Origin of the sequence: Pseudomonas sp. 22490 (assembly GCF_052044465.1) — a bacterium.
Classification (GTDB): domain Bacteria; phylum Pseudomonadota; class Gammaproteobacteria; order Pseudomonadales; family Pseudomonadaceae; genus Pseudomonas; species Pseudomonas aeruginosa.
Genome location: NZ_JBQENS010000012.1, coordinates 166,167 through 191,854, shown reverse-complemented (window position 1 = coordinate 191,854; position 25,688 = coordinate 166,167). Strand labels below are relative to the sequence as shown.

Annotated in this window: 24 protein-coding genes and 3 pseudogenes; 15 read left to right on the top strand and 12 right to left on the bottom strand. The window is 66.2% G+C overall.

Annotation, left to right across the window (positions count from 1 at the left end):
* The 6 genes and pseudogenes from ACTJJX_RS16000 to pys1 form a co-directional block, all read right to left on the bottom strand.
* Positions 1–559 (bottom strand): annotated as a pseudogene (locus ACTJJX_RS16000) (transposase); the annotation flags it as partial.
* Between the two features lie 49 nt (positions 560–608).
* Positions 609–764, bottom strand: coding sequence for a colicin immunity domain-containing protein (locus ACTJJX_RS15995; RefSeq protein ID WP_170869666.1), 156 nt, complete (start codon positions 762–764; stop codon positions 609–611).
* A 16-nt stretch (positions 765–780) separates the two neighbouring features.
* Positions 781–1,125, bottom strand: coding sequence for a hypothetical protein (locus ACTJJX_RS15990; RefSeq protein ID WP_031634584.1), 345 nt, complete (start codon positions 1,123–1,125; stop codon positions 781–783).
* Positions 1,126–1,282: 157 nt separating this feature from the next.
* Positions 1,283–1,542 (bottom strand): annotated as a pseudogene (locus ACTJJX_RS15985) (hypothetical protein).
* Positions 1,543–1,640: 98 nt separating this feature from the next.
* On the bottom strand, positions 1,641–1,904 hold the full coding sequence (gene imm / locus ACTJJX_RS15980) for a pyocin-S1/S2 immunity protein (protein WP_003120570.1): 264 nt from the start codon (positions 1,902–1,904) through the stop codon (positions 1,641–1,643).
* Between the two features lies 1 nt (position 1,905).
* The gene (gene pys1, locus ACTJJX_RS15975; RefSeq protein WP_023082705.1) at positions 1,906–3,762 is read right to left on the bottom strand and encodes a pyocin-S1; all 1,857 of its coding nucleotides are present in this window, start codon (positions 3,760–3,762) and stop codon (positions 1,906–1,908) included.
* Between the two features lie 497 nt (positions 3,763–4,259).
* Between pys1 and ACTJJX_RS15970 the strand changes: the two genes are divergently transcribed.
* From ACTJJX_RS15970 to ACTJJX_RS15955, 4 genes are all read left to right on the top strand, one after another.
* Positions 4,260–4,628: a DUF2195 family protein gene (locus tag ACTJJX_RS15970; RefSeq protein WP_004348661.1), complete on the top strand. Its 369-nt coding sequence runs from the start codon at positions 4,260–4,262 to the stop codon at positions 4,626–4,628.
* Between the two features lie 249 nt (positions 4,629–4,877).
* Positions 4,878–6,794 carry an exotoxin A gene (toxA, locus tag ACTJJX_RS15965; RefSeq protein ID WP_016851883.1) on the top strand — a complete coding sequence of 639 codons (1,917 nt, stop codon included), beginning with the start codon at positions 4,878–4,880 and terminating at the stop codon, positions 6,792–6,794.
* Between the two features lie 259 nt (positions 6,795–7,053).
* Positions 7,054–8,544 carry an APC family permease gene (locus ACTJJX_RS15960; protein ID WP_016851884.1) on the top strand — a complete coding sequence of 497 codons (1,491 nt, stop codon included), beginning with the start codon at positions 7,054–7,056 and terminating at the stop codon, positions 8,542–8,544.
* Between the two features lie 101 nt (positions 8,545–8,645).
* A complete protein-coding gene (locus ACTJJX_RS15955) occupies positions 8,646–9,827 on the top strand; it encodes an iron-containing alcohol dehydrogenase (protein WP_003101834.1) in 1,182 nt (393 codons plus the stop codon).
* A gap of 4 nt (positions 9,828–9,831) precedes the next feature.
* Here the strand turns inward: ACTJJX_RS15955 and ACTJJX_RS15950 are convergent, their stop codons facing one another.
* The gene (locus ACTJJX_RS15950) at positions 9,832–10,734 is read right to left on the bottom strand and encodes a LysR family transcriptional regulator (protein ID WP_003116332.1); all 903 of its coding nucleotides are present in this window, start codon (positions 10,732–10,734) and stop codon (positions 9,832–9,834) included.
* Between the two features lie 493 nt (positions 10,735–11,227).
* Between ACTJJX_RS15950 and ACTJJX_RS15945 the strand changes: the two genes are divergently transcribed.
* The 5 genes from ACTJJX_RS15945 (at position 11,228) to ACTJJX_RS15925 (ending at position 16,122) form a co-directional block, all read left to right on the top strand.
* A complete protein-coding gene (locus ACTJJX_RS15945; protein WP_003145458.1) occupies positions 11,228–12,562 on the top strand; it encodes an MFS transporter in 1,335 nt (444 codons plus the stop codon).
* A gap of 67 nt (positions 12,563–12,629) precedes the next feature.
* Positions 12,630–13,283: an HAD family hydrolase gene (locus tag ACTJJX_RS15940; RefSeq protein WP_003086534.1), complete on the top strand. Its 654-nt coding sequence runs from the start codon at positions 12,630–12,632 to the stop codon at positions 13,281–13,283.
* 81 nt (positions 13,284–13,364) lie between these two features.
* On the top strand, positions 13,365–14,081 hold the full coding sequence (locus ACTJJX_RS15935; protein WP_003082314.1) for a UTRA domain-containing protein: 717 nt from the start codon (positions 13,365–13,367) through the stop codon (positions 14,079–14,081).
* Positions 14,082–14,246: 165 nt separating this feature from the next.
* On the top strand, positions 14,247–15,149 hold the full coding sequence (locus ACTJJX_RS15930) for a LysR family transcriptional regulator (RefSeq protein ID WP_003109090.1): 903 nt from the start codon (positions 14,247–14,249) through the stop codon (positions 15,147–15,149).
* A 136-nt stretch (positions 15,150–15,285) separates the two neighbouring features.
* Entirely contained in the window at positions 15,286–16,122 is an 837-nt protein-coding gene (locus tag ACTJJX_RS15925) for a bifunctional allantoicase/(S)-ureidoglycine aminohydrolase (RefSeq protein ID WP_003086528.1), read from the top strand.
* 96 nt (positions 16,123–16,218) lie between these two features.
* Here ACTJJX_RS15925 and ACTJJX_RS15920 read toward each other — a convergent pair whose 3' ends face one another.
* Entirely contained in the window at positions 16,219–17,067 is an 849-nt protein-coding gene (locus tag ACTJJX_RS15920) for a CAP domain-containing protein (RefSeq protein ID WP_003112483.1), read from the bottom strand.
* A 90-nt stretch (positions 17,068–17,157) separates the two neighbouring features.
* The gene (locus ACTJJX_RS15915; RefSeq protein ID WP_003101845.1) at positions 17,158–18,033 is read right to left on the bottom strand and encodes a LysR family transcriptional regulator; all 876 of its coding nucleotides are present in this window, start codon (positions 18,031–18,033) and stop codon (positions 17,158–17,160) included.
* A 145-nt stretch (positions 18,034–18,178) separates the two neighbouring features.
* Here ACTJJX_RS15915 and ACTJJX_RS15910 point away from each other — a divergent pair, with 145 nt between their 5' ends.
* A complete protein-coding gene (locus tag ACTJJX_RS15910; RefSeq protein WP_003082297.1) occupies positions 18,179–19,165 on the top strand; it encodes an NAD(P)H-quinone oxidoreductase in 987 nt (328 codons plus the stop codon).
* Positions 19,166–19,171: 6 nt separating this feature from the next.
* Here ACTJJX_RS15910 and ACTJJX_RS15905 read toward each other — a convergent pair whose 3' ends face one another.
* On the bottom strand, positions 19,172–19,903 hold the full coding sequence (locus ACTJJX_RS15905; RefSeq protein ID WP_003112485.1) for a PA1136 family autoinducer-binding transcriptional regulator: 732 nt from the start codon (positions 19,901–19,903) through the stop codon (positions 19,172–19,174).
* Positions 19,904–20,074: 171 nt separating this feature from the next.
* Here ACTJJX_RS15905 and hchA point away from each other — a divergent pair, with 171 nt between their 5' ends.
* The 3 genes from hchA (at position 20,075) to ACTJJX_RS15890 (ending at position 22,036) form a co-directional block, all read left to right on the top strand.
* On the top strand, positions 20,075–20,950 hold the full coding sequence (gene hchA, locus ACTJJX_RS15900) for a glyoxalase III HchA (protein WP_003109098.1): 876 nt from the start codon (positions 20,075–20,077) through the stop codon (positions 20,948–20,950).
* Positions 20,951–21,205: 255 nt separating this feature from the next.
* Complete coding sequence (locus ACTJJX_RS15895) at positions 21,206–21,619, top strand: thiol-disulfide oxidoreductase DCC family protein (protein ID WP_003116330.1); 414 nt, start codon at positions 21,206–21,208, stop codon at positions 21,617–21,619.
* Positions 21,620–21,685: 66 nt separating this feature from the next.
* Positions 21,686–22,036 carry a DUF7079 family protein gene (locus tag ACTJJX_RS15890; RefSeq protein ID WP_003133878.1) on the top strand — a complete coding sequence of 117 codons (351 nt, stop codon included), beginning with the start codon at positions 21,686–21,688 and terminating at the stop codon, positions 22,034–22,036.
* A gap of 9 nt (positions 22,037–22,045) precedes the next feature.
* Here ACTJJX_RS15890 and ACTJJX_RS15885 read toward each other — a convergent pair whose 3' ends face one another.
* Complete coding sequence (locus ACTJJX_RS15885) at positions 22,046–22,735, bottom strand: hypothetical protein (RefSeq protein ID WP_003133880.1); 690 nt, start codon at positions 22,733–22,735, stop codon at positions 22,046–22,048.
* Positions 22,736–23,047: 312 nt separating this feature from the next.
* On the opposite strand from ACTJJX_RS15885, the gene ACTJJX_RS15880 reads away from it, so the two are divergent.
* Positions 23,048–24,316, top strand: coding sequence for an MFS transporter (locus ACTJJX_RS15880; RefSeq protein ID WP_003145470.1), 1,269 nt, complete (start codon positions 23,048–23,050; stop codon positions 24,314–24,316).
* Positions 24,304–25,281: a rhamnosyltransferase gene (locus ACTJJX_RS15875; protein WP_016851886.1), complete on the top strand. Its 978-nt coding sequence runs from the start codon at positions 24,304–24,306 to the stop codon at positions 25,279–25,281. The genes ACTJJX_RS15880 and ACTJJX_RS15875 overlap by 13 nt, the downstream gene beginning before the upstream one ends.
* On the opposite strand, the pseudogene ACTJJX_RS15870 reads toward ACTJJX_RS15875, so the two are convergent.
* Positions 25,278–25,685, bottom strand: a pseudogene (locus ACTJJX_RS15870) (FosA family fosfomycin resistance glutathione transferase). The gene ACTJJX_RS15875 and the pseudogene ACTJJX_RS15870 sit on opposite strands and share 4 nt — an antisense overlap.
* Positions 25,686–25,688 lie beyond the last annotated feature (3 nt).

Genomic DNA, 25,688 nt, shown 5'->3' with positions numbered 1-25,688 from the left:
AGCTCACGCATCAACCGACGCACTCGGAAACGGCCGATGGTCACGCCCTCTTCGCGCAGCATGCCCAGAATGCTGCGGCTGCCGGCCGAGCCCCGACTCTGGCTGAACAACTGGTTGACTTGGCTGCGTAGCGCCACGCGGCGAGCATCGACACGCCGCCGTCGAAGACGGTGGACGTAGTAGCAAGACCGCGCCACATCGAAAGCTGAACAGACCACTTCCACCGACTCCTGCTCACTCAACTGGTCTATCAGCGCGTACGATCGAGTTCGTCCGACATCAAGAGAGCGGTAGCCTTTTTTAATATCGCTTTCTCCCGCTCCAACCGGTTGATCCGGGCTTCCAGCTCCTGGATCTTTTGCTGCTCAGGCGTCAACGCCTTGCTCTTCGGGGTCACACCCTGGCGCTCCGCCTCGAGCTGCTTCACCCAACGGCGCAAGGCCGAATCCACCACCCCCAGCGAACGGCAGGCGTCGATATGGCTGTAGCCTTGGTCCAACACCAGGGCCGCGGCCTCTCGTTTGAACTCGGCGGAAAACGTACGTCGTTGCTTGCTCATCAGACACCTCTCTCACGGCGAGGATTTTCGCCTAAATCGGTGTCCGGGATCAGTAGACCACTACACCAAGATTATCATCATCCTTTTTCAGCAAGCCTGACGCACCTTCGCTACGCCACATTTCAAAGAATTTTTTTGTGAAACTCTTTCCGCTTAACGATTCATCCAAAAAATTTCTTGCAAGATCTATAAGTGCCATGCTCATTTAAAGCACCTCATTCTCAAAATAGTTTTTCCCTGTTTGCTTCCTGGCTCAAGATACCACCCTGACAAAAACATTCCATCCTCTTTGAGAACAACCACAATACTAGTATCAGGACTGTAAAATAATTGGATCCTTGATACCTATGACAAACCCCTTGCAAATTATGTCGTGCTTTATCGAAGCGCTCCTGCCTTATCTGCATGACTTCTTCATAAATGTACGATTTGGCGTTGTCGCCTTCAGCTTCCCGCTGGACTCCCTTGACCTTACGAGTCATCCGCTCGTAATCTTCCGGCCACAACGCTTGCTCCATGCGCAACGATGCCTGACCCAGCAAATGCAGCAGGCCGAACAGGCGCATATCGTTGGTGGCAACGATGTGTTCTCGAATCCACTCTTGGGTTACTCCGCAGGCCAGATGTGTTTCTGGCGTTGATGTGCTGTCATAGTCGGCTCGGAATCCCGCTTCTTTGGCGAGCTGTGCCCAGTGCTGGCCAATGCCTGGATGTTGGATGTACTCATTTGCTCATCCACTTGCGCAGCAGGCGCTTTTTCAGGGACGCGCGTTCTTGCGGGTTGTGTCCCTTGAGGTTAGCGACACGATCTGCCGTAGCAGCCTGGCGTATGAGGGGCCAGTAGGAACGCCCATCCTTACGTGGCACCAGTGTTATTGACCTGACTTTCCAGTAGGGAGAGGTGGGCTGCTGGCCAACGTGGAGAGCTCGCTACGGCAGCTCGTGCGCCCGACGATGGGTGTTTTGCGGTGGTTGCGGCTCATAATGTGATTGTCTTCAAGAATATTCAGGACAGACTGTCAAGATAGAGCAGCGTCAACATGGAACAAGCCCCGTCGAAACGGGGCTTGTTGATGGCCAACTAACCGGCCTTAAAGCCAGGAAGCCCCTTGGAAGCACGCCATTCTTTAACTTCCTTTACAACTCCAGCTGGGCTATCTTCTCTATTTTCGTTGGGGTAGTAAAGAAGGTCTGAGCCGCTTGGGTGTTCCGTTAGTTTTTTAAATTCAAGCACGGCTTGAATATGAGACTCCTCGGTAGGGAACTTTTTCTTATTGTTTGTGTATATGTCTTCAACAAACTCAAGAAACTCTTTTTCCGTATATTCGGAAATCTTGGACTTCATATCACTTCCCTCCCGTGTGGATTTCTATATGACGTTTTGGCGTTACTGCAACAAGGTTCCCCATATTGTAAACGCCGCCTCCATCTGCTACTCGAACCTTGTGGTGGATTTCGATCTTTATTCTCCCGCCAGCCTGTTCTGACTCTCTGACATAAGGAGCACCTCCATCTCTCATTACAGCTAAACTACCAGGATTAAACTGTTTACTTAACTCAGGATCATTAGCCACAGCTATCCAGAATTGTTCCCGAAAGTCCCGCCAGTTTTTGAATGTCTTACCACGTAGTTTATCCGCAATCTGGCTTGGAATTGGAGCCCCCTCACCTTGAGAGGCGGCGCCGAGCCAATTACCGCTGACGGGCTGTCCCTTGCCAGTCGCAGCACCAGGTACATCCCGCGGATCCCTGAACATCACATAGATCGGCTTGATCCCCGAGTCGGCCGGGAAGCCGATGATCAGGTCTTCCGGTAGTGTAATCACCCCAGGATAGGTTTCCGGGGTAGCCTTCACCGGTGTAAGGGTCGCTCCCTCATATACCGGCACCGGCTTCGGTACGACCGGAGTGGTACTCGAAGGGTTCTGGTTTCCTGGAGGACTCGCCGGCGTCCAGGTCAGGATCAGTGGCGGCGCTTCTGCGGTCGTAAAGGGAACCGTAACCTCGTACAGGCCTGTCGTGGCATTGTAGGCCGCCATCCGGACCGGAACGGCTTTCGGAACGCTCACACCATCGGTGCTGACCACCGAAAGGGTCGTCGTGTTGCCTCGTGCCTCGTTGGTCAGGCGCATCGGCAGATCGACGGTACCGCTGGCTTTTGCAACCGCGTTCAGGTTTACGCTTGGGGGAAGCCCCAATTTAGCGGCATCCATGCCCAGGGCGTAACGAACGCTATCGGGCGTTTGGTCCTGCCATTGCTCGGCAGTCCGGGAGGAGTAGGTCAGACTGGCAAAGCCCACGGCCATCACCGAGGGTGCTGAAGCCAGGACCCGGCCCAGGACGGCAATCGCATCGGAGATCGCTTGAGCAAGGGATGCGGCGCCTTGTGCGACCTGGATCAGACCCCGGCCTGCGGCGGTGGCGACAACGCTGCCATTGGCCGGCATGGCATAGGTATTGGCAGCTCTTATCGCCGCTTGCTGGCGGGCCTGCTCTTCGGCTTTGCGTTTGGCCTCAGCCGCTGCTTGTTCACGCGCCTTGTTTGCTGCGGCCGCCTCAATACTTGCTTTGGCGGCGGTCAACGTATTCATGCGGATCTGGAGACTACTGATCGCTTCGGTGAAGAGTTTTACGTTATAAGCTGCCGTGAGACCTTCCATTTCCCTGTCGAGGAAGCGCATATAGGCTTCAGGCCCGTTAATATTGCCTTCTCGCACCGCTTGTTCACCGATCTCTTCCGCCGTACGGGTAAGGAAATTCTTTGCACCCAGGCTGGTAATCTTCTTCTGATTCAGCAGTAGTTTTTGATTCTTTTGCTGGAGGGCGTTTCCAACGATGGTCAGACTGCGGTTGATGACGTCCAATGGTGCAAGATTCTTTGCCGGACCAAGAGCGGCATCAGCCTTATCCAGCTCGGCTTGTACCGACGCCTCAAGTTTTTTCTCGGCATCTCGGAACTGAAGCTCGATCTCCCTGCGTTTTTCTTTAACCTGAAGAGGAACATAGCGTCTGGGGTCAACGCCCAGATCAGCATAACTTTCAAACTCTTGCCAGCCATTTTCAGTGGACGAATCCAAGCCGTGCTCTATAGGTCTGGCAATGGGGCCAATGCCGGTACCTCCCCCAGGGCCGTAATAAACGTCTCCGCTTGCCGTAACAGTTGTAGAGTTGAAGTGGATAAGGTCAGCAATGGGTCGTGCCATATGTATCTCCTACTTCCATGAGTGCATGGCTGATTATTTACGTCGAATTAGCCTTTTTAAACACCCCTTGCCAGATGAGCGCCAATACACTGGAAATACACTTCAATCAAACTGCAATATCCCGTATCCAATGACCCAGAAGGCCCATCCTTGGCCATTCCCTTCTACGAAACGACCTCGTTTGCGCATGCGCCCATCCAGCGGTCATTTTCTGCACGCAAACCTCATCTATCCCTGCCAGTCACGGAAGCCGCATACCTTCGGTTCATTAACGAACTCCCACTTTCAAAATTCATCCATGCCGCCCCTTCGCGAGCTTCCGGACAAAGCCACGCTGATTGCGAGCCCAGCGTTTTTGATTGCAAGCCGCTGCACCTGGTTAGGCCATTTCCGCAGCGCATGAAGTCCTGGCCGATATACCGGCAGGGCCAGCCATCGTTCGACGAATAAAGCCACCTCAGCCATGATGCCCTTTCCATCCCCAGCGAACCCCCGACATGGACGCCAAAGCTCTGCTCCTCGGCAGCCTCTGCCTGGCCGCCCCATTCGCCGACGCGGCGACGCTCGACAATGCCCTCTCCGCCTGCCTTGCCGCCCGGCTCGGTGCACCGCACACGGCGGAGGGCCAGTTGCACCTGCCATTCACCCTTGAGGCCCGGCGCTCCACAGGCGAATGCGGCTGTACCTCGGCGCTGGTGCGATATCGGCTGCTGGCCAGGGGCGCCAGCGCCGACAGCTTCGTGCTTCAAGAGGGGCTGCTCGATAGTCGCCAGGACACGCCGCGCACGCTGACCCTGGCGGCGGACGCCGGCTTGGCGAGCGGCCGCGAACTGGTCGTCACCCTGGGTTGTCAGGCGCCTGACTGACAGGCCGGGCTGTCACCACCAGGCCGAGATGGACGCCCTGCATGCACACGCCGATCGGCAAGCCTCCCGTTCGCACATTCACCACTCTGCAATCCAGTTCATAAATCCCATAAAAGCCCTCTTCCGCTCCCCGCCAGCCTCCCCGCAACCCGCACCCTAGACGCCCCGCCGCTCTCCGCCGGCTCGCCCGACAAGAAAAACCAACCGCTCGATCAGCCTCATCCTTCACCCATCACAGGAGCCATCGCGATGCACCTGATACCCCATTGGATCCCCCTGGTCGCCAGCCTCGGCCTGCTCGCCGGCGGCTCGTTCGCGTCCGCCGCCGAGGAAGCCTTCGACCTCTGGAACGAATGCGCCAAGGCCTGCGTGCTCGACCTCAAGGACGGCGTGCGTTCCAGCCGCATGAGCGTCGACCCGGCCATCGCCGACACCAACGGCCAGGGCGTGCTGCACTACTCCATGGTCCTGGAGGGCGGCAACGACGCGCTCAAGCTGGCCATCGACAACGCCCTCAGCATCACCAGCGACGGCCTGACCATCCGCCTCGAAGGCGGCGTCGAGCCGAACAAGCCGGTGCGCTACAGCTACACGCGCCAGGCGCGCGGCAGTTGGTCGCTGAACTGGCTGGTACCGATCGGCCACGAGAAGCCCTCGAACATCAAGGTGTTCATCCACGAACTGAACGCCGGTAACCAGCTCAGCCACATGTCGCCGATCTACACCATCGAGATGGGCGACGAGTTGCTGGCGAAGCTGGCGCGCGATGCCACCTTCTTCGTCAGGGCGCACGAGAGCAACGAGATGCAGCCGACGCTCGCCATCAGCCATGCCGGGGTCAGCGTGGTCATGGCTCAGGCCCAGCCGCGCCGGGAAAAGCGCTGGAGCGAATGGGCCAGCGGCAAGGTGTTGTGCCTGCTCGACCCGCTGGACGGGGTCTACAACTACCTCGCCCAGCAGCGCTGCAACCTCGACGATACCTGGGAAGGCAAGATCTACCGGGTGCTCGCCGGCAACCCGGCGAAGCATGACCTGGACATCAAGCCCACGGTCATCAGTCATCGCCTGCATTTCCCCGAGGGCGGCAGCCTGGCCGCGCTGACCGCGCACCAGGCCTGCCACCTGCCGCTGGAGACCTTCACTCGTCATCGCCAGCCGCGCGGCTGGGAACAACTGGAGCAGTGCGGCTATCCGGTGCAGCGGCTGGTCGCCCTCTACCTGGCGGCGCGACTGTCGTGGAACCAGGTCGACCAGGTGATCCGCAACGCCCTGGCCAGCCCCGGCAGCGGCGGCGACCTGGGCGAAGCGATCCGCGAGCAGCCGGAGCAGGCCCGTCTGGCCCTGACCCTGGCCGCCGCCGAGAGCGAGCGCTTCGTCCGGCAGGGCACCGGCAACGACGAGGCCGGCGCGGCCAGCGCCGACGTGGTGAGCCTGACCTGCCCGGTCGCCGCCGGTGAATGCGCGGGCCCGGCGGACAGCGGCGACGCCCTGCTGGAGCGCAACTATCCCACTGGCGCGGAGTTCCTCGGCGACGGCGGCGACGTCAGCTTCAGCACCCGCGGCACGCAGAACTGGACGGTGGAGCGGCTGCTCCAGGCGCACCGCCAACTGGAGGAGCGCGGCTATGTGTTCGTCGGCTACCACGGCACCTTCCTCGAAGCGGCGCAAAGCATCGTCTTCGGCGGGGTGCGCGCGCGCAGCCAGGACCTCGACGCGATCTGGCGCGGTTTCTATATCGCCGGCGATCCGGCGCTGGCCTACGGCTACGCCCAGGACCAGGAACCCGACGCGCGCGGCCGGATCCGCAACGGTGCCCTGCTGCGGGTCTATGTGCCGCGCTGGAGTCTGCCGGGCTTCTACCGCACCGGCCTGACCCTGGCCGCGCCGGAGGCGGCGGGCGAGGTCGAACGGCTGATCGGCCATCCGCTGCCGCTGCGCCTGGACGCCATCACCGGCCCCGAGGAGGAAGGCGGGCGCCTGGAGACCATTCTCGGCTGGCCGCTGGCCGAGCGCACCGTGGTGATTCCCTCGGCGATCCCCACCGACCCGCGCAACGTCGGCGGCGACCTCGACCCGTCCAGCATCCCCGACAAGGAACAGGCGATCAGCGCCCTGCCGGACTACGCCAGCCAGCCCGGCAAACCGCCGCGCGAGGACCTGAAGTAACTGCCGCGACCGGCCGGCTCCCTTCGCAGGAGCCGGCCTTCTCGGGGCCTGGCCATACATCAGGTTTTCCTGATGCCAGCCCAATCGAATATGAATTCATCCTGATAGGTAATCCGCCTAACCTGCGTCTGCCACGCTTTCGCTCGTCCCGGAAGCGGCCATAACAATTCCAATAGCCGACGAGGACTCTCCATGCTCACCCATCGCATCGGTGGCATCCGCCTTTCCCCTTCCCCGCAGCGCTCGCCCGGAGACCGCCATGACTGATCTCCGCGATGCCTCCCGCGACGAACGCCTGCTGGCGGCCCACGGCTATCGCCAGGAACTGGAGCGCGGGCTGAGCCTGTGGTCGTCCTTTTCCGTCGGCTTCGCCACCATCTCGCCGGTGGTGGGCATCTACTCGGTGATGTCCCTCGGCGCCATGAGCATGGGCCCCTCCTGGGTCTGGGTGGTGCCGCTGTGCCTGCTGCTGCAGTTCGGCGTGGCGCTGGTCTACGCCGAGCTGTCCTCGCAGTTTCCGCTGGCCGGCGGCTGCTACCAGTGGGTGCGGCGCCTGGTGGGCGACCGCCTGGCCTGGTTCACCGGCTTCCTCTACCTGGCTTCGGCGCTGGCCTCGCTGACTACCGTGGCCTACCTCGGTGGCTTCTGGCTCGGCCTGCTGGCGACCGGCGCGCCGCCGTCGGCCAACGGCCAGGTGCTCTGCGGCGCGCTGCTGCTGGCGCTGGGCCTGGCGGTGAATCTGCTGGGGATCAACCCGCTGAAGTACTTCGTCAATGCCGGGATCGTCGCCGAGGCCATCGCCTCCATCGGTATCGGCGTGCTGTTGCTGCTGTTCTTCCGCAACCATCCGCTCGATCTGCTGTTCAGCGGCCCGGGCGGCACAGGCGATGCGGACGGTTCCTACCTGGACGGCGTGCTGACCGCGCTGGCGGTGGGCGGCTGGGCTTTCCTCGGCTTCGACGCCTGCTCGCAGATTTCCGAGGAAACCACCGATGCCCGCGTCTCCACTCCCCGGGCGATCCTGCGCTCGATGCTGGTGGTGGGATTCACCGTGATGCTCACCGCCTTCGCCGTGACCCTGTCCTACCAGGACATCGGCGCGGTGGTCAGCGGCCAGGTGGTCGACCCGGTCACCCCGGCGGTGGTGGACGCCTTCGGCGCCTGGGCCGAGCGGCCCTTCGTCGCAGTGGTGCTGATCGCCTTCGTCGCCTGCGTGGTGTCGGTGCAGACCTACATCGGCCGGGCGATCTTCGGCATGGCGCGCGACGCCATCCTGCCCGGCTCCGCCCTGCTGCGCCGGGTCGACCGGCGCAAGGTGCCGATGGCGGCGATGGTCTGCAGCACGCTGCTGGCCAGCCTCGGCCTGGCCCTGGGGCTGAACGCCACGGCGGTCGGCACGCTGATCGCGTTCGGCAGCGGCGGTTTCTTCGTGGTCTTCCTGATCGTCGCCGCCTGCGCTCTCTGGGCCCGCCTCGTCGGCCGCTGGGACCCGGACAAGGGCGCCTTGCGCCTGGGACGCGCGGGGCTGGCGGTGAACGTCCTGGCAGTCGCCTGGCTGTCGTTCGAGGCGCTCAACGTCGCCTGGCCGCGGGCCAGCCTCGCCCCGCCCGACGCGCCCTGGTTCCAGGTCTGGGCGGTGGTCGTGGTGTTCTCCGCGCTGGCCGCGTTCGGCCTGCTCTACATGCTCATCGCCAAGCCGCATCGGCGCATCGCCACCAGCCTCAGCTTCGCCGCTCCGCCGGCGGACTGACCCGCACGCGCCGGCCGTTCCGGCGCCTCCTCCGGTTGTTCCCGCACGCTGGCTTCGCGCCCGGCGGGGCCCGGCTCATCCTGCTTTCACGGAGCATCGCCATGAGCGACCTGCATTACTGGAACTACCCCACCGATATCCTCTGCGGCGTCGGCGCCCTGGAACAACTGCCGAGGCGTTGCGCGCTGGCGGGCGCACGCCGGCCCCTGCTGGTCACCGATCCCGGCATGCTCGCCCTGGAGCCCCTGCGCCTGGTGCGCGAGTGCCTGGAACGCGCCGGCATCGACCATGACCTGTTCCACGAACTGTCGAGCAACCCCAGCCTCGCTGAAGTCCACGGCGGCGCCAGGCGCTTCGAGGCTGGCGGGCATGACGCGCTGATCGCTCTCGGCGGCGGCAGCGCCCTCGACGCGGCCAAGGGAATCGCCCTGCTCAGCCGCGATCCGCACGGCCTCGAACGCTTCGAATGGACACAGACGCTGCGCAGCTATCCGACCCTCGCCGACTACCCGCTGCTCGGCCTGCCGCCGCTGCTGGCGCTGCCCACGACCGCCGGCACCGGCTCGGAACTGGGACGCGAGGCGGTGCTGACCGACACGCAACTGGGCATCAAGCGGGTCGTCGGCCATCGCGAGCTGCTGGCCGCCTGCGTATTCCTCGACCCGCGCCTGACCCGCGGGTTGCCGCCGGCGCTGAGCGCCGCCACCGGCATGGACGCCCTCACCCATCACCTGGAGGCGCTGTTCTCGCCGCTCTACCATCCGATGTCGGCGGGCATCGCCCTGGAAGGCGTGCGCCTGGTCAGGCAGCACCTGGAAAACGCCGTGCGCGACGGCAACGACCTCGCCGCCCGGGAAGGCATGCTGGTAGCCTCGGCCAGCGCCGCAGTGGCATTCCAGAAGGGGCTTGGCGGGGTCCACGCCCTGGCCCACCCGCTGGGCGCTCGCCATCACCTGCACCACGGCCTGCTGAACGCCGTGCTGCTGCCCTACGTTCTGCTGGCCAACCGCCCGGCGATAGAAGCCGACGCCGCGCGCCTGGCGCGCTACCTGGAACTCGACGAAGCGAGCTTCGACGGCCTGCTGGCGTGGATCCTCGAACTGCGCGCGCGCATCGGCATCCCGGCGAACCTCGCCGCCCTCGGCCTGGATGGCGAGGACGCGCAATGGGTGGGCGAGCAGGCGCTGGCCGACCTGTCGTCCTCGGCGACCAACGCCCTGCCGCTCGATGCCCGGGATTATGCGCGCATCTACCGCCAGGCGGTGGCCGGGACTCTCGCCTGAGCGCTCAGGACCCCAGGCCGTGGACCTGCAGCAGGTCGTCGATGAAGGCGCGGGCGGCTTCGCTGAGGGGGCGCCCGGCATAGACGATCATGCTGTGCTCCACCGGGTAGCTCAGCCGCTCCGGCAACAGCGCGCGCATCCGCCCACGCTCGATCCAGGCTTCGGCGTAATGGGTCGGCAGGTAGCCCAGGTGGGTGCCGGCCAGCACGGCATGGGCGACCGCTTCCATGTGGTAGGCGGTGGCGCGGCTGCGCGACGGGCGTAGCGGCAGGACCAGGTTTTCCGGCAGGAAGCCGTGCATCACCCAGTCACAGGCGGCGATCCGCTCCAGGGTCGGCTGCGCCTCGGCGAACAGCGGATGGCGATCGCCGCAGAACACGCCGATCTCTTCGCGATACAGCGGGCGGTATTCGAGGCTCGGCCGCGAACGGCTGAAATAGGAGATCGCCAGGTCCAGCTCGCCTTCGATCACCGCCAGTTCCAGCTCGGTGGGCGAATTGACGAAAAGGTTCAGTTGAACATCCTGGTCGCGCCGCTGGAAGCGCGCCAGCGCATCGCCGAAACGGGCCTGGGGCAAGGTCGCGAGATTGTCCGCGAGGCCCAGGTACAGCTCCCCGACCAAACGTCCGGACAACGCCTGCGCCTGGTCGCGAAACAGGCCGATGGCGTCGAACATCGTTCGCGAAGCCTCCAGCACCCGGCGACCCTTGGCGGTCAGTCGGAAACCGCCCTTGCCGCGCTCGCAGAGCCGGTAGCCGAGGCGCTTCTCCAGGCTGGCGATGTGCATGCTGATGTTCGACTGGCTCATGTTCAGCTCGGCCTGGGCCGCGGTGAAACCGCCGCACTTCACCACGCAGGCGAAGATGCGCAACAGACGCAGGTCTAGGTCGGTGACGTTTCTCAGCATGGCGGTCCGATCCGGCGCGAGGTCCCGCAGTCTAGCCGAGCGCCGCGACACGCGGCCATCCAGCGGCGGCGCACGGCGCACCAGAGGCGCTGGCGTATCATCGAAAATCTGGTCTATTCCAATTTCTTGAAAATACGTAGAAAAGTCCCGCCCAAAGGTGCCGCCAGGACAAGAAAATGCACCAATCCCAGGCAATCCCTCGAAAAAATCGAATCGTTTCGCCCTGCTTTTGGTCTAGACCATAAAAATACCCAGTGCTAGATTGACCTTCGCCAGCCGGCCCAGCCTGACCGGATCGGCGCCACGTACCGCCACCAAGCCTTCACAATCCATCTCAGCCTCGGCAGGACCGAGCAGGAGCGCGTCGACAGCCAACCTTGCGCACGAAAAAAGTCATGGGAAAGGCATCTGGCCTAGACCATGCATCCGGACAGCTTTGCAGCAGCACAACAAGAACAACCTCCCCGCACTGTCTAGACCCATAGGGACCCACATGAACAACCACAACGGTACCCTGCACCGTGGCTGGCAATCGCTCCAGCGCTGGCGCATCCAGATCTTCGTCATCACCTGGCTGGCCTACGCCGCCTTCTACTTCACCCGCAAGGCCTTCTCGGTGGCCAAGCTCGGCATCGCCGAAGACCCCTCCTTCGAGCTCGACAAGAGCGCCATGGCCGATCTCGATGCCCTCTACCTGGCCGCCTACGCCGTGGGCCAGTTCATGTGGGGGGTGTTCGCCGACCGCTTCGGCACCCGCGTGGTGGTGCTCGGCGGTTTGCTCACCTCGGCGCTGGCGGCGCTGGTGATGGGTACCTTCGCCACCCTGCCGATCTTCGCCGCCTGCATGGTGGTCCAGGGCCTGGCGCAGTCCACCGGCTGGTCGGGGCTGTGCAAGAACATCGGCGCCTTCTTCGCCACCTACGAGCGAGGCCGCGTGCTCGGCCTGTGGAGTACCTGCTACGCCTTCGGCGGGCTGGTGGCGACGCCGTTCGCCGGCTGGTGCGCCTACCGGTTGACGCATGACTGGCGCATGGCCTTCCTGTCCTCGGCGGGAGTGGTGCTGGCGGTGGCCGTGCTGTTCTTCTTCCTCCAGCGCAACCGTCCGCAGGACGTCGGCCTGCCGCCCGTGGAGGCCGAGGCCGCGCCCCCCGCCAACGCGCCCCGGCCGAGCCATTCCGGCGCCCTGCTGAAGGCGCTCAGGAATCCCCACGTGCTGGTCCTCGGCATCGCCTACTTCCTGCTCAAGCCGGCGCGCTACGCGATCCTGCTCTGGGGCCCGGTGATCATCTACGAACGCATGCCGGAGATCGGCAAGGTCGCCTCGGCCATCGTGCCTTCGGCCTTCGAGGTCGCCGGGCTGGCCGGGCCGATCCTCATCGGCCTGGCCTCGGACAAGCTGTTCGGCGCCCGCCGCATGCCGGCCTGCGTGCTCAGCCTGGCGGCGCTGACCGTGAGCCTGGCGCTGTTCGTCCCGGCGATGCAGAGCGGCAGCCTGTACCTGGTGGTCGGCCTGCTGTTCATGATGGGCGTCACCCTCTACGGGCCGGACTCGATGATCAGCGGCGCCGCCGCCATCGACTTCGGCACCAGCGAGGCGGCCGGCACCGCCACCGGCTTCGTCAACGGCTGCGGCTCGGTCGGGGCGATCCTCGGCGGCCTGCTGCCGGGCTACTTCGACACCCTCACGGTGTTCTTCGTGTTCACCGCCACCGCGCTGCTCGCCAGCCTGCTGCTGGTGCCGTTCTGGAACAGCCGGCCAGGCGCGTGCCGCGTCGAACCGAAGGCGCATGCCGGCGGGCCGCTGCTGGCGGCCGGCAAGCCGCGTTGAAACCTCGCCGAACCACCGCCCGGCGCCAGGCGTGCCGGGCCAATCCCTAGCGAACAAGGAACCGCCTATGCCACTTGCCCTCTTCGACCTCGACGACACCCTGATCGACGGCGACTGCGCGACCCTCTGGGGGCGCTACATGACCGAACTGGGCTGGGTCGAGAAAACCGCCTTCCTGCACCAGGAACGCCGCCTCATGGAACTCTATGCCGAGGGCCGGCTGGCCATGGAGGACTACATGGACTTCAGCCTGGCGCCCATCGCCGGCCGCACCCCGGCGGAAATCGCCGGCGCCGTCGAGGATTTCGTCGCGCGGATCGTTGCGCCGCGCATCCACGCCGACGCCGTGCGCTGCCTGGAACGCCACCGCCAGGCCGGCGACCGCCTGCTGATCATCTCCGCCTCGGCGCACTTCCTGGTCAGCGCCATCGGCCGCCGGCTGGGGGTGGACGAGGTGCTGGCGATCGACATCGAGGAGCGCGACGGCCTCTACACCGGGCGCACCCGCGGCACCCTCACCTACCGCGAGGGCAAGGTTCGTCGCCTCGACGCCTGGCTGGCCCAGGAGGGCGAGACGCTGGCCGGCGCGACCTTCTATTCCGACTCGCGCAACGACCTGCCGCTGCTCTCGCGGGTCGACCGGCCGCACACGGTGAACCCCGACCCGGCGCTGCTCGGGCACGCCCGCGAGGCCGGCTGGCCGGTGCTGCAATGGCGCTGAGAAGGCGCGCCGCGCTATACCGCCGGCGGCCCGGAAGCATTACCCTGTAGCCCCCCGGAGCCCCAGCGGAGAAGCGTCGATATGCGCGACGAGCCGTCCCGCCCCCTGACGGTGATCTACCAGTCCCTGCGCGAGCAGATCGAGCGCGGCCTGCTCGCGCGCGGCAGCAAGCTGCCCAGCGAACGGCAGTTGAGCGAGCTGTTCTCGACCACCCGCATCACCCTGCGCGAGGCGCTCGGCCAGTTGGAGGACCAGGGCCTGATCTACCGCGAGGAACGCCGCGGCTGGTTCGTCTCGCCGCAGCGGCTGCTGTACAACCCGCTGGTGCGCAGCCACTTCCACGCGATGGTCGCCGACCAGGGCCGGGTGCCGGAGACCGAGGTGCTCGGCGCGGCGATGATCCCGGCCAGCGTCGACATCTGCCAGCGCCTGGAGCTGCCGGCGCTGTCGCGGGTGTTCCAGATCCGCCGGGCGCGGCGGGTCGACGGGCGGCTGGTGCTGTACGTCGAGCACTACCTGAATCCCGCCTACTTTCCCGGCATCGAGCGCTTCGACCTGACTCGCTCGCTGACCGATCTCTACGCCAACCACTACGGCATCCGCTACGGCCGGGTGCGCTTCGAAATGGTCCCGACCATCCTCCCGGCGGAGGCCGCGGGACCGCTGCGGGTCTCGGTGGGCAGCCCGGCGCTACAGATCGTGCGGATCAACCGCGACCAGGCGGGCCGCCTGATCGACTGCGACCTGGAGTACTGGCGCCACGACGCGCTGCAGGTCAACGTCGAGGTGCCCGAGTAGCGCTCCGCGGTCCTGTTCCTGGCGCATGCATGACCGCCTGGCGGGTTTCCCGCCGCTTCCAGCGCATTGGTCGACCGCTGGGCACGCTGCGTCGACGCTGAGCGGTTGCCGCTGACGGCACGGCCTGCTAAAAGCGGCGACGACATTCGAAAATGCGATACGACCATGAGTGACAGTGAAAAATCGAATAGCCGCCTGTTCGACCTCGACCTGCTCCGCGCCATCGTCACGGTGGCCGACTGCGGCAGCTTCACCACTGCCGCCGCGCGCCTGCACTCGACCCAGTCGACCGTCAGCCAGAAGGTTCGCCGCTTGGAGGAAATGGCCGGACACCGCCTGCTGGAGCGCGGCAACCGCGACGTGTTGCCGACCGACGCCGGCGATACGCTGCTCGGCTATGCCCGCCGCCTGCTGGCACTGAACGACGAACTGGCCGAGGCGCTATCCGGCGCCACGGTGGCGCTGACGGTACGTATCGGCGTGCCGGACGACTTCGCCGCCGGCCGTACCACCGAGCGACTGGCGGCCTTCAACCGGCGTTATCCACAGGTCAAGCTGGAAGTCACCAGCGGCATGAGCCGCGACCTCAGCGCCAGCTACGACCGCGGCGAACTGGACCTGGTGCTGCTCAAGCAGCGACGCGCCAGCCGCGAGGCACTGGCCTGCTGGCCGGAAAAGACATGCTGGGTGGACAGCGCCAGGAACCCCTGCATCGACCTCGACCCGCTGCCCATCGTCACCTTCCCGCCGCGCGGGGTCTACCGCGACGAGATGATCGCCGCCCTGGAAGCGGTCGGCCGGCGCTGGCACATCAGCTTCACCAGTTCCAGCCTCAGCGGTCTGCAATCGGCCATCGCCGACGGCATGGGCATCGGCCTGCTGCCGCTGCGCGCGGTGAGCGCAGGCCATGCGGTACTGCCGAAGAACGCCGGGCTGCCGGCGGTGGACGTGTTCGAAGTGGCGCTGCTGCACCGGCCGGCGGCGGATCCGATGGTGAAGGCGCTGGCGCGCGTGCTGTCGCGGGTGCTGGCGGAAGATACCCGGAGCCGCCCCGCATTCGAAAAATGAATATGCTGGATTCCAACATTTAATTTGTGCATGCGCCAGGCGCTGGATATCGTTGCCGTCAGCAACGGCTCGCGCCCGCCCGTTTCGCTCCGGCGGCGCGTGAGCCGGCAGCAAGACAACAACGAGGAAACGCTCCATGTCCAAGTCCAGCTACTACGCGCCGCACGGCGGGCACCCGGCACAGACCGAGCTGCTCACCGACCGGGCGATGTTCACCGAAGCCTATGCCGTGATACCCAAGGGGGTGATGCGCGATATCGTCACCAGCCACCTGCCGTTCTGGGACAACATGCGCATGTGGGTGATCGCCCGCCCGCTGTCCGGCTTCGCCGAGACCTTCTCGCAGTACATCGTCGAACTGGCGCCCAACGGTGGCAGCGACAAACCGGAGCAGGATCCCAACGCCGAGGCCGTGCTGTTCGTCGTCGAGGGCGAGCTGAGCCTGACCCTGCAGGGCCAGGTCCACGCCATGCAGCCGGGCGGCTACGCCTTCATTCCGCCGGGCGCCGACTACAAGGTGCGCAATACCACCGGCCAGCACACCCGCTTCCACTGGATCCGCAAGCACTACCAGAAGGTCGACGGCGTACCGCTGCCGGAAGCCTTCGTCACCAACGAGCAGGACATCCAGCCGCTGGTGATGCCGGACACCGAAGGCCGCTGGAGCACCACCCGCTTCGTCGACATGAGCGACATGCGCCACGACATGCACGTCAACATCGTCAACTTCGAGCCGGGCGGCGTGATCCCCTTCGCCGAGACCCACGTGATGGAGCACGGCCTGTACGTGCTGGAAGGCAAGGCGGTGTACCGCCTGAACCAGGACTGGGTCGAGGTGGAGGCCGGCGACTTCATGTGGCTGCGCGCCTTCTGCCCGCAGGCCTGCTATTCGGGCGGCCCGGGGCGCTTCCGCTACCTGCTGTACAAGGATGTCAACCGGCACATGCGCCTGACTCTCAATGCGCCGCATTGAGGGCGGGACAGGCTGAAAGGGAACCCGGCGCCATGGCGCCGGGTTTTTCGTTTGCGGAAGGCGCCCAGCCCTTCGTCAGCTCCGGGCGCGGAGACTTCAGGGCGAACCGAACATGGCCGTCCAGTAGATTCCCGCGTCGCTCTTCGGATCGGTGGCGTAGGCCGCGCCCAGCTCGCGGTAGCCGGGGTTCATCAGGTTGGCGCAGTGGCCCGGGCTGGCCAGCCAGCCGTCGACCACCTTGTCCACCCCGTCCTGGCCGGCGGCGATGTTTTCGCCGACCAGCCCGCCGCTGTAGCCGGCCAGCTCGGCGCGGTCGCCGGGGGTGCGGCCGTCGCGGTCGAGGTGGTCGAAGAAATTGCCGTTGGCCATCGCCCGCGAATGCGCTTCGGCGGCGCCGCCAAGGGTGGCGTTCCAGGCCAGCGGCTGGGCCGCTGCGTAAGGTTTGCCACCGCACTGGCGGGCTTGCCCGCGGGCGGCATTGATCCGTTCCAGGAGCTTCTGCCCTTCCGCCTGCCAATCGCCCATGCCACCGCGCAGCAATGGCCGGGCGAGGACGATGCGCCAGTCGCGGTCCTGGCGGCTGACGCCGACGTCGACGAACTGCGGGTCGAGCACCACGCGACAGAAGCTTTCCTGCAGCGCCTTCATCGCCGCGCCGGCATCGCGCGGCCCGGAAAGGCTGATCGACTGCACGTTGACCATCGGGTAGGCGGCCTGTGCCATCGCCTGCTGCAGGTCGCCGGCGGCATTCACCGGCAAGGCCAGGCGCGGGTCGGCGGCCAGCGGCGGCAGTTCGCCGCTGGCCTGCCCGCCGCAGGACTGCACCTGGCCACGGTAGGCGTTGATCGCCTCGACCAGTTGCGCCTCGTCGGCGGCACTGGCGGCCGCTGCGAGCGCCAGCCCGAGCGTCAGTACGGCCAAACGCGGGATGCTTGGGATTGCCATGGAAATCTCCTCGATCTGATGGCGCCTATGATGCGCGATTCCGCGGCGCGCCGCCGCATTCGACCGGAACCCGGCGCCGGCGTTGCAGGCTCAGGCCGGCGCTTCGGCGAACGCCTCCACCAACCGCTCGATCACCGCGCGGACCCGCGCGGTGTGGCGCAGGTCCTTGTGGGTAACCATCCACACCTCGTATGGCCGGCGTCGCTCGCGCTGCGGCCAGACCCGCACCAGTCCGTCGCGCTCGCCCATGTACAGCGGCAGCTCGCAGAGCCCCAGGCCGCGCGCCAGGGCCTGGCGCACCATCATGTTGGAATTCACCGCGATGACCACCCGGCCGTCGCGGATCGGCTCGCCGCCCAGGGTCAGTTCGCGCTGGCTGTGCCAATAGGGTTCGTACATCACCAGGTCGTGGCCGCGGAAACGCTCGCCGGGCACCGGCACGCCGTTGCGCCGCAGGTAGTCCGCGGAAGCGAACAGGCCCATGGGCCAACTGGCGAGTTTTCTCAGGATCAAATCGGGATTTTCCGGCCGCAGGGTGCGAATCGCGATGTCGGTCTCGCGCTTGGGCAGGTCGACCACGGCCGAAGCGCTGTCGAGCAGCACGCGGATATCCGGGTGTTCAAGGTGCAGGCGGCCCAGGGCGGGTAGCACGAAGTCGACGGCCAGGGAGTCGGTGGTGGACAACCGCACCTCGCCGGACAGTCGGTGGTCCATCCCGCGGGTCCGCCGCAGCAACTCCAGGGCCGAGCGCTCCATCTTCTCGGCCAGTTCGAAGGCCGCCTCGCCGGCCGGGGTCAGCAGGTAGCCGGACGAGGTGCGCAGGAACAGGGTCGAGCCCAGCGCCGCCTCCAGCGACGCCAGCCGCCGGCCCACCGTGGCCTGGTCGACGTGAAGCGCGCGGGCAGCGCCGCGCAGGGTGTGCTCGCGGCAGAGCGCGAGGAAGACGCGGGTGTCGTCCCAATTCATGGCGGTTGTCCTGATGCATTTTCGCATCAGTATAATGAAAAAGCGCTGCGCGACCACGGCATCCGCGCTGATTACCATGCGAACCAGGTCCGAACCACTTTCCCAGGAGCATGCGATGAGCAGCACGAACCGATTTCCCGAACGAATGACCGCCATCGAGATCGCCCGGCCCGGCGGCCCCGAGGTACTGGTGGCGACCAGCCGGCCGCTGCCGACGCCCGGCCCGCGCGAGGTCCTGGTCGAAGTCCGCGCCGCCGGCGTCAACGGTCCCGACGTGCTTCAGCGCAAGGGCGTGTACGACCCGCCACCCGGCGCCTCGGACATTCCCGGCCTGGAGATCGCCGGCACGGTGCGGGCGGTCGGCAGCGAGGTCAGCCGCTTCGCCGTCGGCGAGGCGGTGATGGCGTTGATTCCCGGCGGCGGCTACGCGCAGTTCGCGGTGGCCGACGAGCGCACCACCCTGCACCTGCCCGACGGCCTGGGCATGGAGGAAGCGGCGGCGCTGCCGGAAACCTTCATGACCGTCTGGGTCAACCTGTTCCAGCGCGGTGGCTTCAAGGCCGGCGAGACGCTGCTGGTCCACGGTGGCGCCTCCGGCATCGGCACCGCCGCGACCATGCTGGGCAAGGCCTTCGGCGCGGCGAAAATCTTCACCACGATCTCCAGCGAGGCCCAGCGCGAGGCCAGCCTGCGCCTCGGCGCTGACCTGGCGATCAACTACACCGAGCAGGATTTCGTCGAGGAAGTGCTGCGCGGCACCGAAGGTCGCGGGGTCGATGTGATCGTCGATATCGTTGCCGGCGACTATGTGACGCGGAACTACCAGGCGGCGGCGATGAACGGACGGATCGTGCAGATCGGCGTGATCAAGGGCAAGGCCGCCGAAGTCGACCTGTTCCCGATGCTGAGCAAGCGCCTGGTCCATCTTGGCTCGACCCTGCGCTCGCGGAGCCACGACGAGAAAGGCGCGATCATCGCCGAACTGGAGCGCCAGGTCTGGCCGCACGTGCGCGCCGGCACTGTCCGGCCGCAGGTGTTCCGCACCTTCCCCCTGGAACAGGCGCGCCAGGCCCACGAACTGATGGACTCCGGCCAGCACATCGGCAAGATCGTCCTCACGTCAGCTCCCTGAGGCCGCTCAGACCTCGATATCGCCCAGGCGCAGCGCCCGCGCCACCGCCTGGGCGGTGGACGCCGCGCCGAGACGGCGGCGGGCGGCACGCAGGTGATTCTCCACGGTGCGCTCGGAAATCATCAGGATCGCCGCCACCTCCGCCTGCTGCTTGCCCAGGGCGATCCATTGCAGGACTTCCCGCTCGCGCTCGCTGAGCGCTTGCGCATCGCCCGCCGACACAGGGCCGCGCAGGCGCTTCAGGGCGAAGAACAGGATCGGGCAGAAGGCCTGGGCGGCGAGCTTGCAACCGGCATTCAGGTCCAGCCGCTCGCCGGCGAAAGACACCGCGCCCTCCAGGCCGTTGCGGCCGAACACCGGCACCTGCATGCCATTGACCTGGCCGAGGTCGCGGACCCCACGGACGATGCGGTAGGTCATGCGCTCGGGATCCTCCGAGGGGCTCTTCGACCAGAAGAACGGCTCGTCCAGTTCGAGGATGTGCCGGGTGACCGGACAGTGCAGAAGATAGGCGTCGCGCTCCTGGGCGCTGCGCCCTTCGGCCCAGTCGCCATGGACGAAGAACAGCTCGTCGATCAGTTCGTCCTCGTCGGGGCGGGGGAACAGGCTGCAGACGATCACCCGGTCGAAGCCCAGGCGTGCGGCGAACTCCACCATCTCGCGGCAGACCGCCTCGGTGGTAGCGGCCTTGCGCAGCCGGGCGACGCTGTCGAAGAGAAGGCTGGCGTAGTCGGTCATGGAGCGGACGTTCCTGGCTTTTCCCGCATGATCCCCGGCTTGCCGGCAAAAGCCCATAGGGGAAAACCCTCAGGCGACCGATCGTGGGTTAGGGGATTTCCCCTATTTCGCCGGCCGGCGACCCCGCCTATCGTCTTGGTGCGACCTCCATCACGCAGAAAGGAACGAGCCATGAGCAACGAGCGCGACACCAGCAGAACCCCGACGCCCGACCACGCCGAGCACAACGCGTTCTTTCCCTCGCCCTATTCCCTGAGCCAGTACACCTCGGCGAAGACCGACTTCGACGGCGCCGACTACCCGACCCCGTACAAGGGCGGCAAGAAGGTGCTGATGATCGGTACCGACGAACGCTACATCCTGATGCAGAACGGCAGCATGTTCTCCACCGGCAACCACCCGGTGGAAATGCTCCTGCCGATGTACCACCTGGACAAGGCCGGCTTCGAGTTCGATGTCGCCACGCTCTCCGGCAACCCGGTGAAGCTGGAGATGTGGGCGATGCCCGGCGAGGACGAGGCGGTGAAGAGCATCTACGCGAAGTACCTGCCCAAGCTGAAAGCGCCGCAGAAGCTCGCCGACCTCCTGGAGCAGGCCGTCGCCGACGACTCGCCGTACGCCGCGGTGTTCGTTCCCGGCGGCCACGGCGTGCTGGCGGGCATTCCGCACAGCCGGGAGGTGAAACGGCTGCTCAATGCCTTCCTCGCCAAGGACCGCTACATCATTACCCTTTGCCACGGTCCGGCCTGCCTGCTGGCACCGGCGGTCGAGGAGAAGCCGGAGGACTACCCGTTCAAGGACTACGAGATCTGCGTGTTCCCCGACGCCCTGGACACCGGCGCCAACCTAGAGATCGGCTACATGCCCGGTCCCCTGCCCTGGCTGGTGGGCGAGAACCTGCAGAAGCTCGGGGTGAAGATCCTCAACAAGGGCATCACCGGCCAGGTCCACCGCGACCGCAAGCTGCTCACCGGCGACAGCCCGCTGGCCTCCAACAACCTTGGCAAGCTGGCCGCCAAGACCCTTCTCGAAGCGTTCGCCCGCTGATTCCCCGCCGCGCCCCGTCCGTGCCCCACGGACGGGGACATCTCCCGTTCGTCCCGGCGTCATCGAACTTAAACCGGCCTGGCGCAGCATCGTCCTTCAGGAAGAGGAATGGCGCGTTGCCCGACGCCGTCCGGCGAAAGACGAATCGATGACCGCACAGAAAGAAAACTCTGACAGCACACCGACTAGTCGTCCTCCCTTCCCGCCGTTACGGTTCCGGGCTTGCGCACAAAGCCGAACCCAAGGGGGCCCCTCATGTCACTGCCGCCGTACCTCAAGCCCGGCGACAAGGTCGTGTTGTACGACCAGCACTGCCGCTTCTGCACGCTCTGGAGCGGTTTCCTGGCACGCCGCGCCGACCACCGGCTGAAGCTGCTTGCCGCGCAGTCCGCCGAAGGCCTGGCGATTCTCGATTGGTTCGGGCTGGCACCCGATCATTTCAACACCTGGCTGTTCGTCGACGGCGCCTACGCCTGCGACGACAACGATGCCCTGCTCGAGGTGCTGCGCCTGTTGCCGGGCCCCTGGCGTCACCTGCGCTGGCTGCGCCTGCTGCCAGCCTGGCTGCGCGACGAGTGCCACGAGGCGCTACGGCGCAACCGCTGGCGCTGGTTCGGCCGCCAGCGCCCACCCCTTCGTCGTCGCTCCTGGCGTCCCCGTCGAGCCTGACGCCTCTCCGCGCTGGCCGTGGCGGGTTATGCTGCCTGCGCACCAGCCTGCGGACCCATACTTGCCATGGCCCTTGACCCGAGCCAACGCCGACGACTGCGCCACGCGCTATCCGACGCCTTCGTCGACACTCTCCTGGAGCCCGAGGATATCGCCCGGCGGATAAAGGGCGTCGACCCGGCGTTGCTGGAGCGGTTGTTCTTCGAGGAAGTGGCGCCGGTCTGCCACGGCAACCTGCTCAGCCCCGCTCCGGCGGTATGGACCGCCTTCGACGAGGCCTGGCTGGAAGAGGCCATCGAGCGACGCCTGGCGCGGCAAAGGAGCAGCGCCCTGCGACGCTGGCACGAGCGCTGCCTGGTCGCCTGGCTGCGATGGCGATACGCCGACACCTGGCGCGCGATCGCCGGCGCTCTTTGAGCGAGCGCCTCAGCGAAATACCGAATGGATGAGCTTGCCGGCCTTCTTCGTGTCGACCGCCTGCTGGCGTACCGGCGGCAGCGGCTCGCGCTTGTCCTTGTCTGCCTCGTTCATCTGCGCCACCCAGGCGTCCACCCGATCGCGGCTGACGGCGCCGTAGTTGAGACGGCAGCTATCGACGAGGGTCTTGCCCTTCTTCTCCTTGTAGCTGCACTGCACGCGGAAGTCGCCGATGTAGTTGGTGGCGAAGCTCTCGGCACGGAACGGCGCGGAGAACGGCTTGGAGGTATAGGTCTCGTAGTAGTAGTCGGTCTTGGTCAGCGGCGTAGAACGACAGTTGGACTCCACGTTCACCGCCGTGTGGGTGACGCTGCGCTTCCTTTTCTGGACTGTCTTCTCCAGCGCCTCGCCGTTGGCCTCGCAGCGCTCCTCGTACGCACCGGTCTCGCGGGTGACGGTATAGGACAGGTACCTCACCTCGAACTCGTAAAGCTCGTAGTAGCGCGGCGTCAGTGCGAGGCTGAACAGCTCGGAGTACGACGAGGTGGTGACGTGGGCCGCATGGGTCTTGGAGGCGGGATCGCGGAAACGCAGGGTCAGGCGGGTGGACGGGTCGTTGCTGCCGGTGTTCTCGAAGCCGACCACGCCGGTGACGAAGCTGGGCGGATCGCCGGCGCGCATGGAGAACCAGGACGACACCGAGCCCTGGTTCGCCGGGTTGATGTTGCAGCCCGCCAGCGCTGCCATGCAGGCGAGCACGGCAGGTAGCTTTCCTTTTCTGGGCGTCATTGAAATCCCTTTGCTCGCGAGAGGAGGAAAATATCGTTAGGAAACAACGTTGAGAGGCCGGCAAGGATACCCGACTGGCGCACGGGTCGCATCATTATGACATCACGCCGCCCGCCGGCGTTGCCGCGACCGTTCGTCGAACCTGTGAATTCCGGTAGTTTCCCTTGCCGTCGCTGGCGTCCCAGGATCGGGATTTCCTGTGTTCGCCGGGAGGGTCCTGGCGTGTCCACGACCAGCCTCTGCCCCTCCGCCACGCGGGAACACGGTCCCGGCGCGAAACGCGTCCTGCCTCTGCTGTTCCTCACCTGCCTGCTGGATGCCGCTGGCGTCGGCCTGATCGTGCCCCTGCTGCCGACGCTGATCGGCAGCGTGGCGCCGCTGGCGATCCGCGACGCGGCCACCTGGGGCGCCGCCCTGGTGATGACCTTCGCGTTGCTGCAATTGTTCTTTTCGCCGGTCCTCGGCAGCCTCAGCGACCGCTTCGGACGCCGCCCCGTCCTGGTCCTGGCGATGCTCGGCTTCGCCCTCAGCTATCTGCTGCTGGCGCTGGCCGATAGCCTCTGGATGCTGTTCCTCGGTCGCGCGCTGGCCGGGCTCACCGGCGCCAGCGTGGCCACCGCGATGGCCTGCGCGGCTGACCTCGGCACGCACGGGCAGCGCACCCGGCACTTCGGCTGGCTGTACGCCGGCCTCGCCCTGGGCATGATCCTCGGCCCCGCCCTCGGTGGGCTGCTGGCGGTGCACGGCACGACGCTGCCGCTGTTGCTGGCCGCCGGCCTGTGCCTGCTCAACGCCCTGCTCGCCGGCCTGTTCCTCGAGGAAACCCTGCCTCCGACGCGACGCCGCCGCCTGGATCCGAGGCGGATGAATGCCTTGCGCTCGATCAGCGGCCTGGCTCGGCAACCGGGGGTCGGACGCCTGCTGGCGGTGCTTGCCCTGGTATTCCTCGGCTTGCAGGCGGTGATGGTGGTCTGGCCGTTCTTCGTGATCGAGAAGTTTCACTGGAGCAGCGCCTGGATCGGCTACTCGCTGGCCCTCTACGGCGTGCTCGCGGTGCTCGCCCAGACCCTCGGCGTGAACCTCTGCAAGCGGCGCCTGGACGACGCCCGCCTGCTGCGCCTGGGCCTCGCCCTGCAAGGCTGCGGCCTGCTGCTGTTCGCCCTGGTCGACTCGTCATTCTGGCTGGTCTGCGCGCTGCTGCCCTTCGCGCTCGGCAGCCTCGCCACCCCGGCCATGCAGGGGCTGCTCTCGGCCCGCGTGCCGGTCGACCGCCAGGGCGAGTTGCAGGGCGTGCTGAGCAGCCTGATGAGCCTCGCCGCGATCGTCGGTCCGCCGCTGATGAGCGGCCTGTTCCACTGGGGCAGCGGTCCGCTCGCGCCGCTGCCCCTGGCCGGCGCGCCATTCCTCGCCGGCGCCCTTCTCGTTCTGGCCGGGCTGGTCCTGGCCTGGCAACTTCGACCTACGGGAGAAGAACGATCATGGACCGGATAGACATGGGCGTGCTGGTGGTACTGTTCAATCCTGGCGACGACGACCTGGAACACCTTGGCGAGCTGGCGGCGGCGTTTCCGCAACTGCGCTTCCTTGCCGTCGACAACTCACCGCACAGCGATCCGCAGCGCAATGCCCGGCTGCGCGGGCAAGGCATCGCCGTGCTGCACCACGGCAACCGGCAGGGCATCGCCGGCGCCTTCAACCAGGGACTCGACGCGCTATTCCGGCGTGGCGTGCAGGGTGTGCTGCTGCTCGACCAGGACTCCCGTCCCGGCGGCGCCTTCCTCGCCGCCCAGTGGCGCAACCTGCAGGCGCGCAACGGTCAGGCCTGCCTGCTCGGCCCACGGATCTTCGACCGGGGTGACCGGCGCTTCCTGCCGGCCATCCATCTCGACGGACTGACGCTCAGGCAATTGTCTCTGGACGGCCTGACGACCCCGCAGCGCACCTCGTTCCTGATCTCCTCCGGCTGCCTGCTGACCCGCGAGGCCTACCAGCGCCTCGGCCACTTCGACGAGGAACTGTTCATCGACCACGTGGACACCGAATACAGCCTGCGCGCCCAGGCGCTGGACGTCCCCCTGTACGTCGACCCGCGGCTGGTCCTCGAGCACCGCATCGGCACGCGCAAGACCCGCCGCCTCGGCGGTCTCAGCCTCAGCGCGATGAACCACGCCCCGCTGCGCCGCTACTACCTGGCGCGCAACGGCCTGCTGGTCCTGCGCCGCTACGCCCGGTCCTCGCCGCTGGCCCTGCTGGCGAACCTGCCGACCCTGACCCAGGGCCTCGCGGTGCTCCTGCTCGAACGCGACAAGCTGCTCAAGCTGCGCTGCCTGGGCTGGGGCCTGTGGGACGGCCTGCGTGGACGCGGCGGCGCGCTGGAGCGCAACCGCCCGCACCTGCTGAAGCGCCTCGCCGGCCCGGCCGTGGCGTCCGTAGCTTCCGGCAAGGCCAAGGCCTAGTCGGCGAAACGCATTCCCGCATAGGGCGCTTGCCGGCACGCCGCGAGCCGGCTGCGCAGGTCGCCGACGTGGGCCTACAGGCGATGGCCGTCCGGGTCGAGGAAGTAGAACGAATCGCCCTCGCTGCGGTTCTGCTTCCATTCGCGCACGCCATGCGCGCGCAGCTGCGCGGCGAAGCGGGCGAAATCCGCGGCGGCGATGCCGAAGGCGTAGTGCGTGTAGTCCGCGGCCGGCCCGCCGCATTGCGGCTCCCGGGACAGGCACAGCCACAGAGAACCCAGTTCGAGATAGGCGCCCTGGTCCCAGCGCGCCTCCAGGCGAAAGCCGAGAAGATCGCGGTAGAAGGCGATGCTGGCCGGCAGGTCGGCGACCGCCAGGGTCAGGTGATTGAGACCGGTGAGCATGGG

Bases quoted from the DNA above. Each gene is read 5' to 3' on its own strand.
- ACTJJX_RS15995 (WP_170869666.1), bottom strand. From the start codon at position 764: ATGAGCATGGCACTTATAGATCTTGCAAGAAATTTTTTGGATGAATCG.
- ACTJJX_RS15990 (WP_031634584.1), bottom strand. From the start codon at position 1,125: ATGCGCCTGTTCGGCCTGCTGCATTTGCTGGGTCAGGCATCGTTGCGC.
- imm (WP_003120570.1), bottom strand. From the start codon at position 1,904: ATGAAGTCCAAGATTTCCGAATATACGGAAAAAGAGTTTCTTGAGTTT.
- pys1 (WP_023082705.1), bottom strand. From the start codon at position 3,762: ATGGCACGACCCATTGCTGACCTTATCCACTTCAACTCTACAACTGTT.
- ACTJJX_RS15970 (WP_004348661.1), top strand. From the start codon at position 4,260: ATGGACGCCAAAGCTCTGCTCCTCGGCAGCCTCTGCCTGGCCGCCCCA.
- toxA (WP_016851883.1), top strand. From the start codon at position 4,878: ATGCACCTGATACCCCATTGGATCCCCCTGGTCGCCAGCCTCGGCCTG.
- ACTJJX_RS15960 (WP_016851884.1), top strand. From the start codon at position 7,054: ATGACTGATCTCCGCGATGCCTCCCGCGACGAACGCCTGCTGGCGGCC.
- ACTJJX_RS15955 (WP_003101834.1), top strand. From the start codon at position 8,646: ATGAGCGACCTGCATTACTGGAACTACCCCACCGATATCCTCTGCGGC.
- ACTJJX_RS15950 (WP_003116332.1), bottom strand. From the start codon at position 10,734: ATGCTGAGAAACGTCACCGACCTAGACCTGCGTCTGTTGCGCATCTTC.
- ACTJJX_RS15945 (WP_003145458.1), top strand. From the start codon at position 11,228: ATGAACAACCACAACGGTACCCTGCACCGTGGCTGGCAATCGCTCCAG.
- ACTJJX_RS15940 (WP_003086534.1), top strand. From the start codon at position 12,630: ATGCCACTTGCCCTCTTCGACCTCGACGACACCCTGATCGACGGCGAC.
- ACTJJX_RS15935 (WP_003082314.1), top strand. From the start codon at position 13,365: ATGCGCGACGAGCCGTCCCGCCCCCTGACGGTGATCTACCAGTCCCTG.
- ACTJJX_RS15930 (WP_003109090.1), top strand. From the start codon at position 14,247: ATGAGTGACAGTGAAAAATCGAATAGCCGCCTGTTCGACCTCGACCTG.
- ACTJJX_RS15925 (WP_003086528.1), top strand. From the start codon at position 15,286: ATGTCCAAGTCCAGCTACTACGCGCCGCACGGCGGGCACCCGGCACAG.
- ACTJJX_RS15920 (WP_003112483.1), bottom strand. From the start codon at position 17,067: ATGGCAATCCCAAGCATCCCGCGTTTGGCCGTACTGACGCTCGGGCTG.
- ACTJJX_RS15915 (WP_003101845.1), bottom strand. From the start codon at position 18,033: ATGAATTGGGACGACACCCGCGTCTTCCTCGCGCTCTGCCGCGAGCAC.
- ACTJJX_RS15910 (WP_003082297.1), top strand. From the start codon at position 18,179: ATGACCGCCATCGAGATCGCCCGGCCCGGCGGCCCCGAGGTACTGGTG.
- ACTJJX_RS15905 (WP_003112485.1), bottom strand. From the start codon at position 19,903: ATGACCGACTACGCCAGCCTTCTCTTCGACAGCGTCGCCCGGCTGCGC.
- hchA (WP_003109098.1), top strand. From the start codon at position 20,075: ATGAGCAACGAGCGCGACACCAGCAGAACCCCGACGCCCGACCACGCC.
- ACTJJX_RS15895 (WP_003116330.1), top strand. From the start codon at position 21,206: ATGTCACTGCCGCCGTACCTCAAGCCCGGCGACAAGGTCGTGTTGTAC.
- ACTJJX_RS15890 (WP_003133878.1), top strand. From the start codon at position 21,686: ATGGCCCTTGACCCGAGCCAACGCCGACGACTGCGCCACGCGCTATCC.
- ACTJJX_RS15875 (WP_016851886.1), top strand. From the start codon at position 24,304: ATGGACCGGATAGACATGGGCGTGCTGGTGGTACTGTTCAATCCTGGC.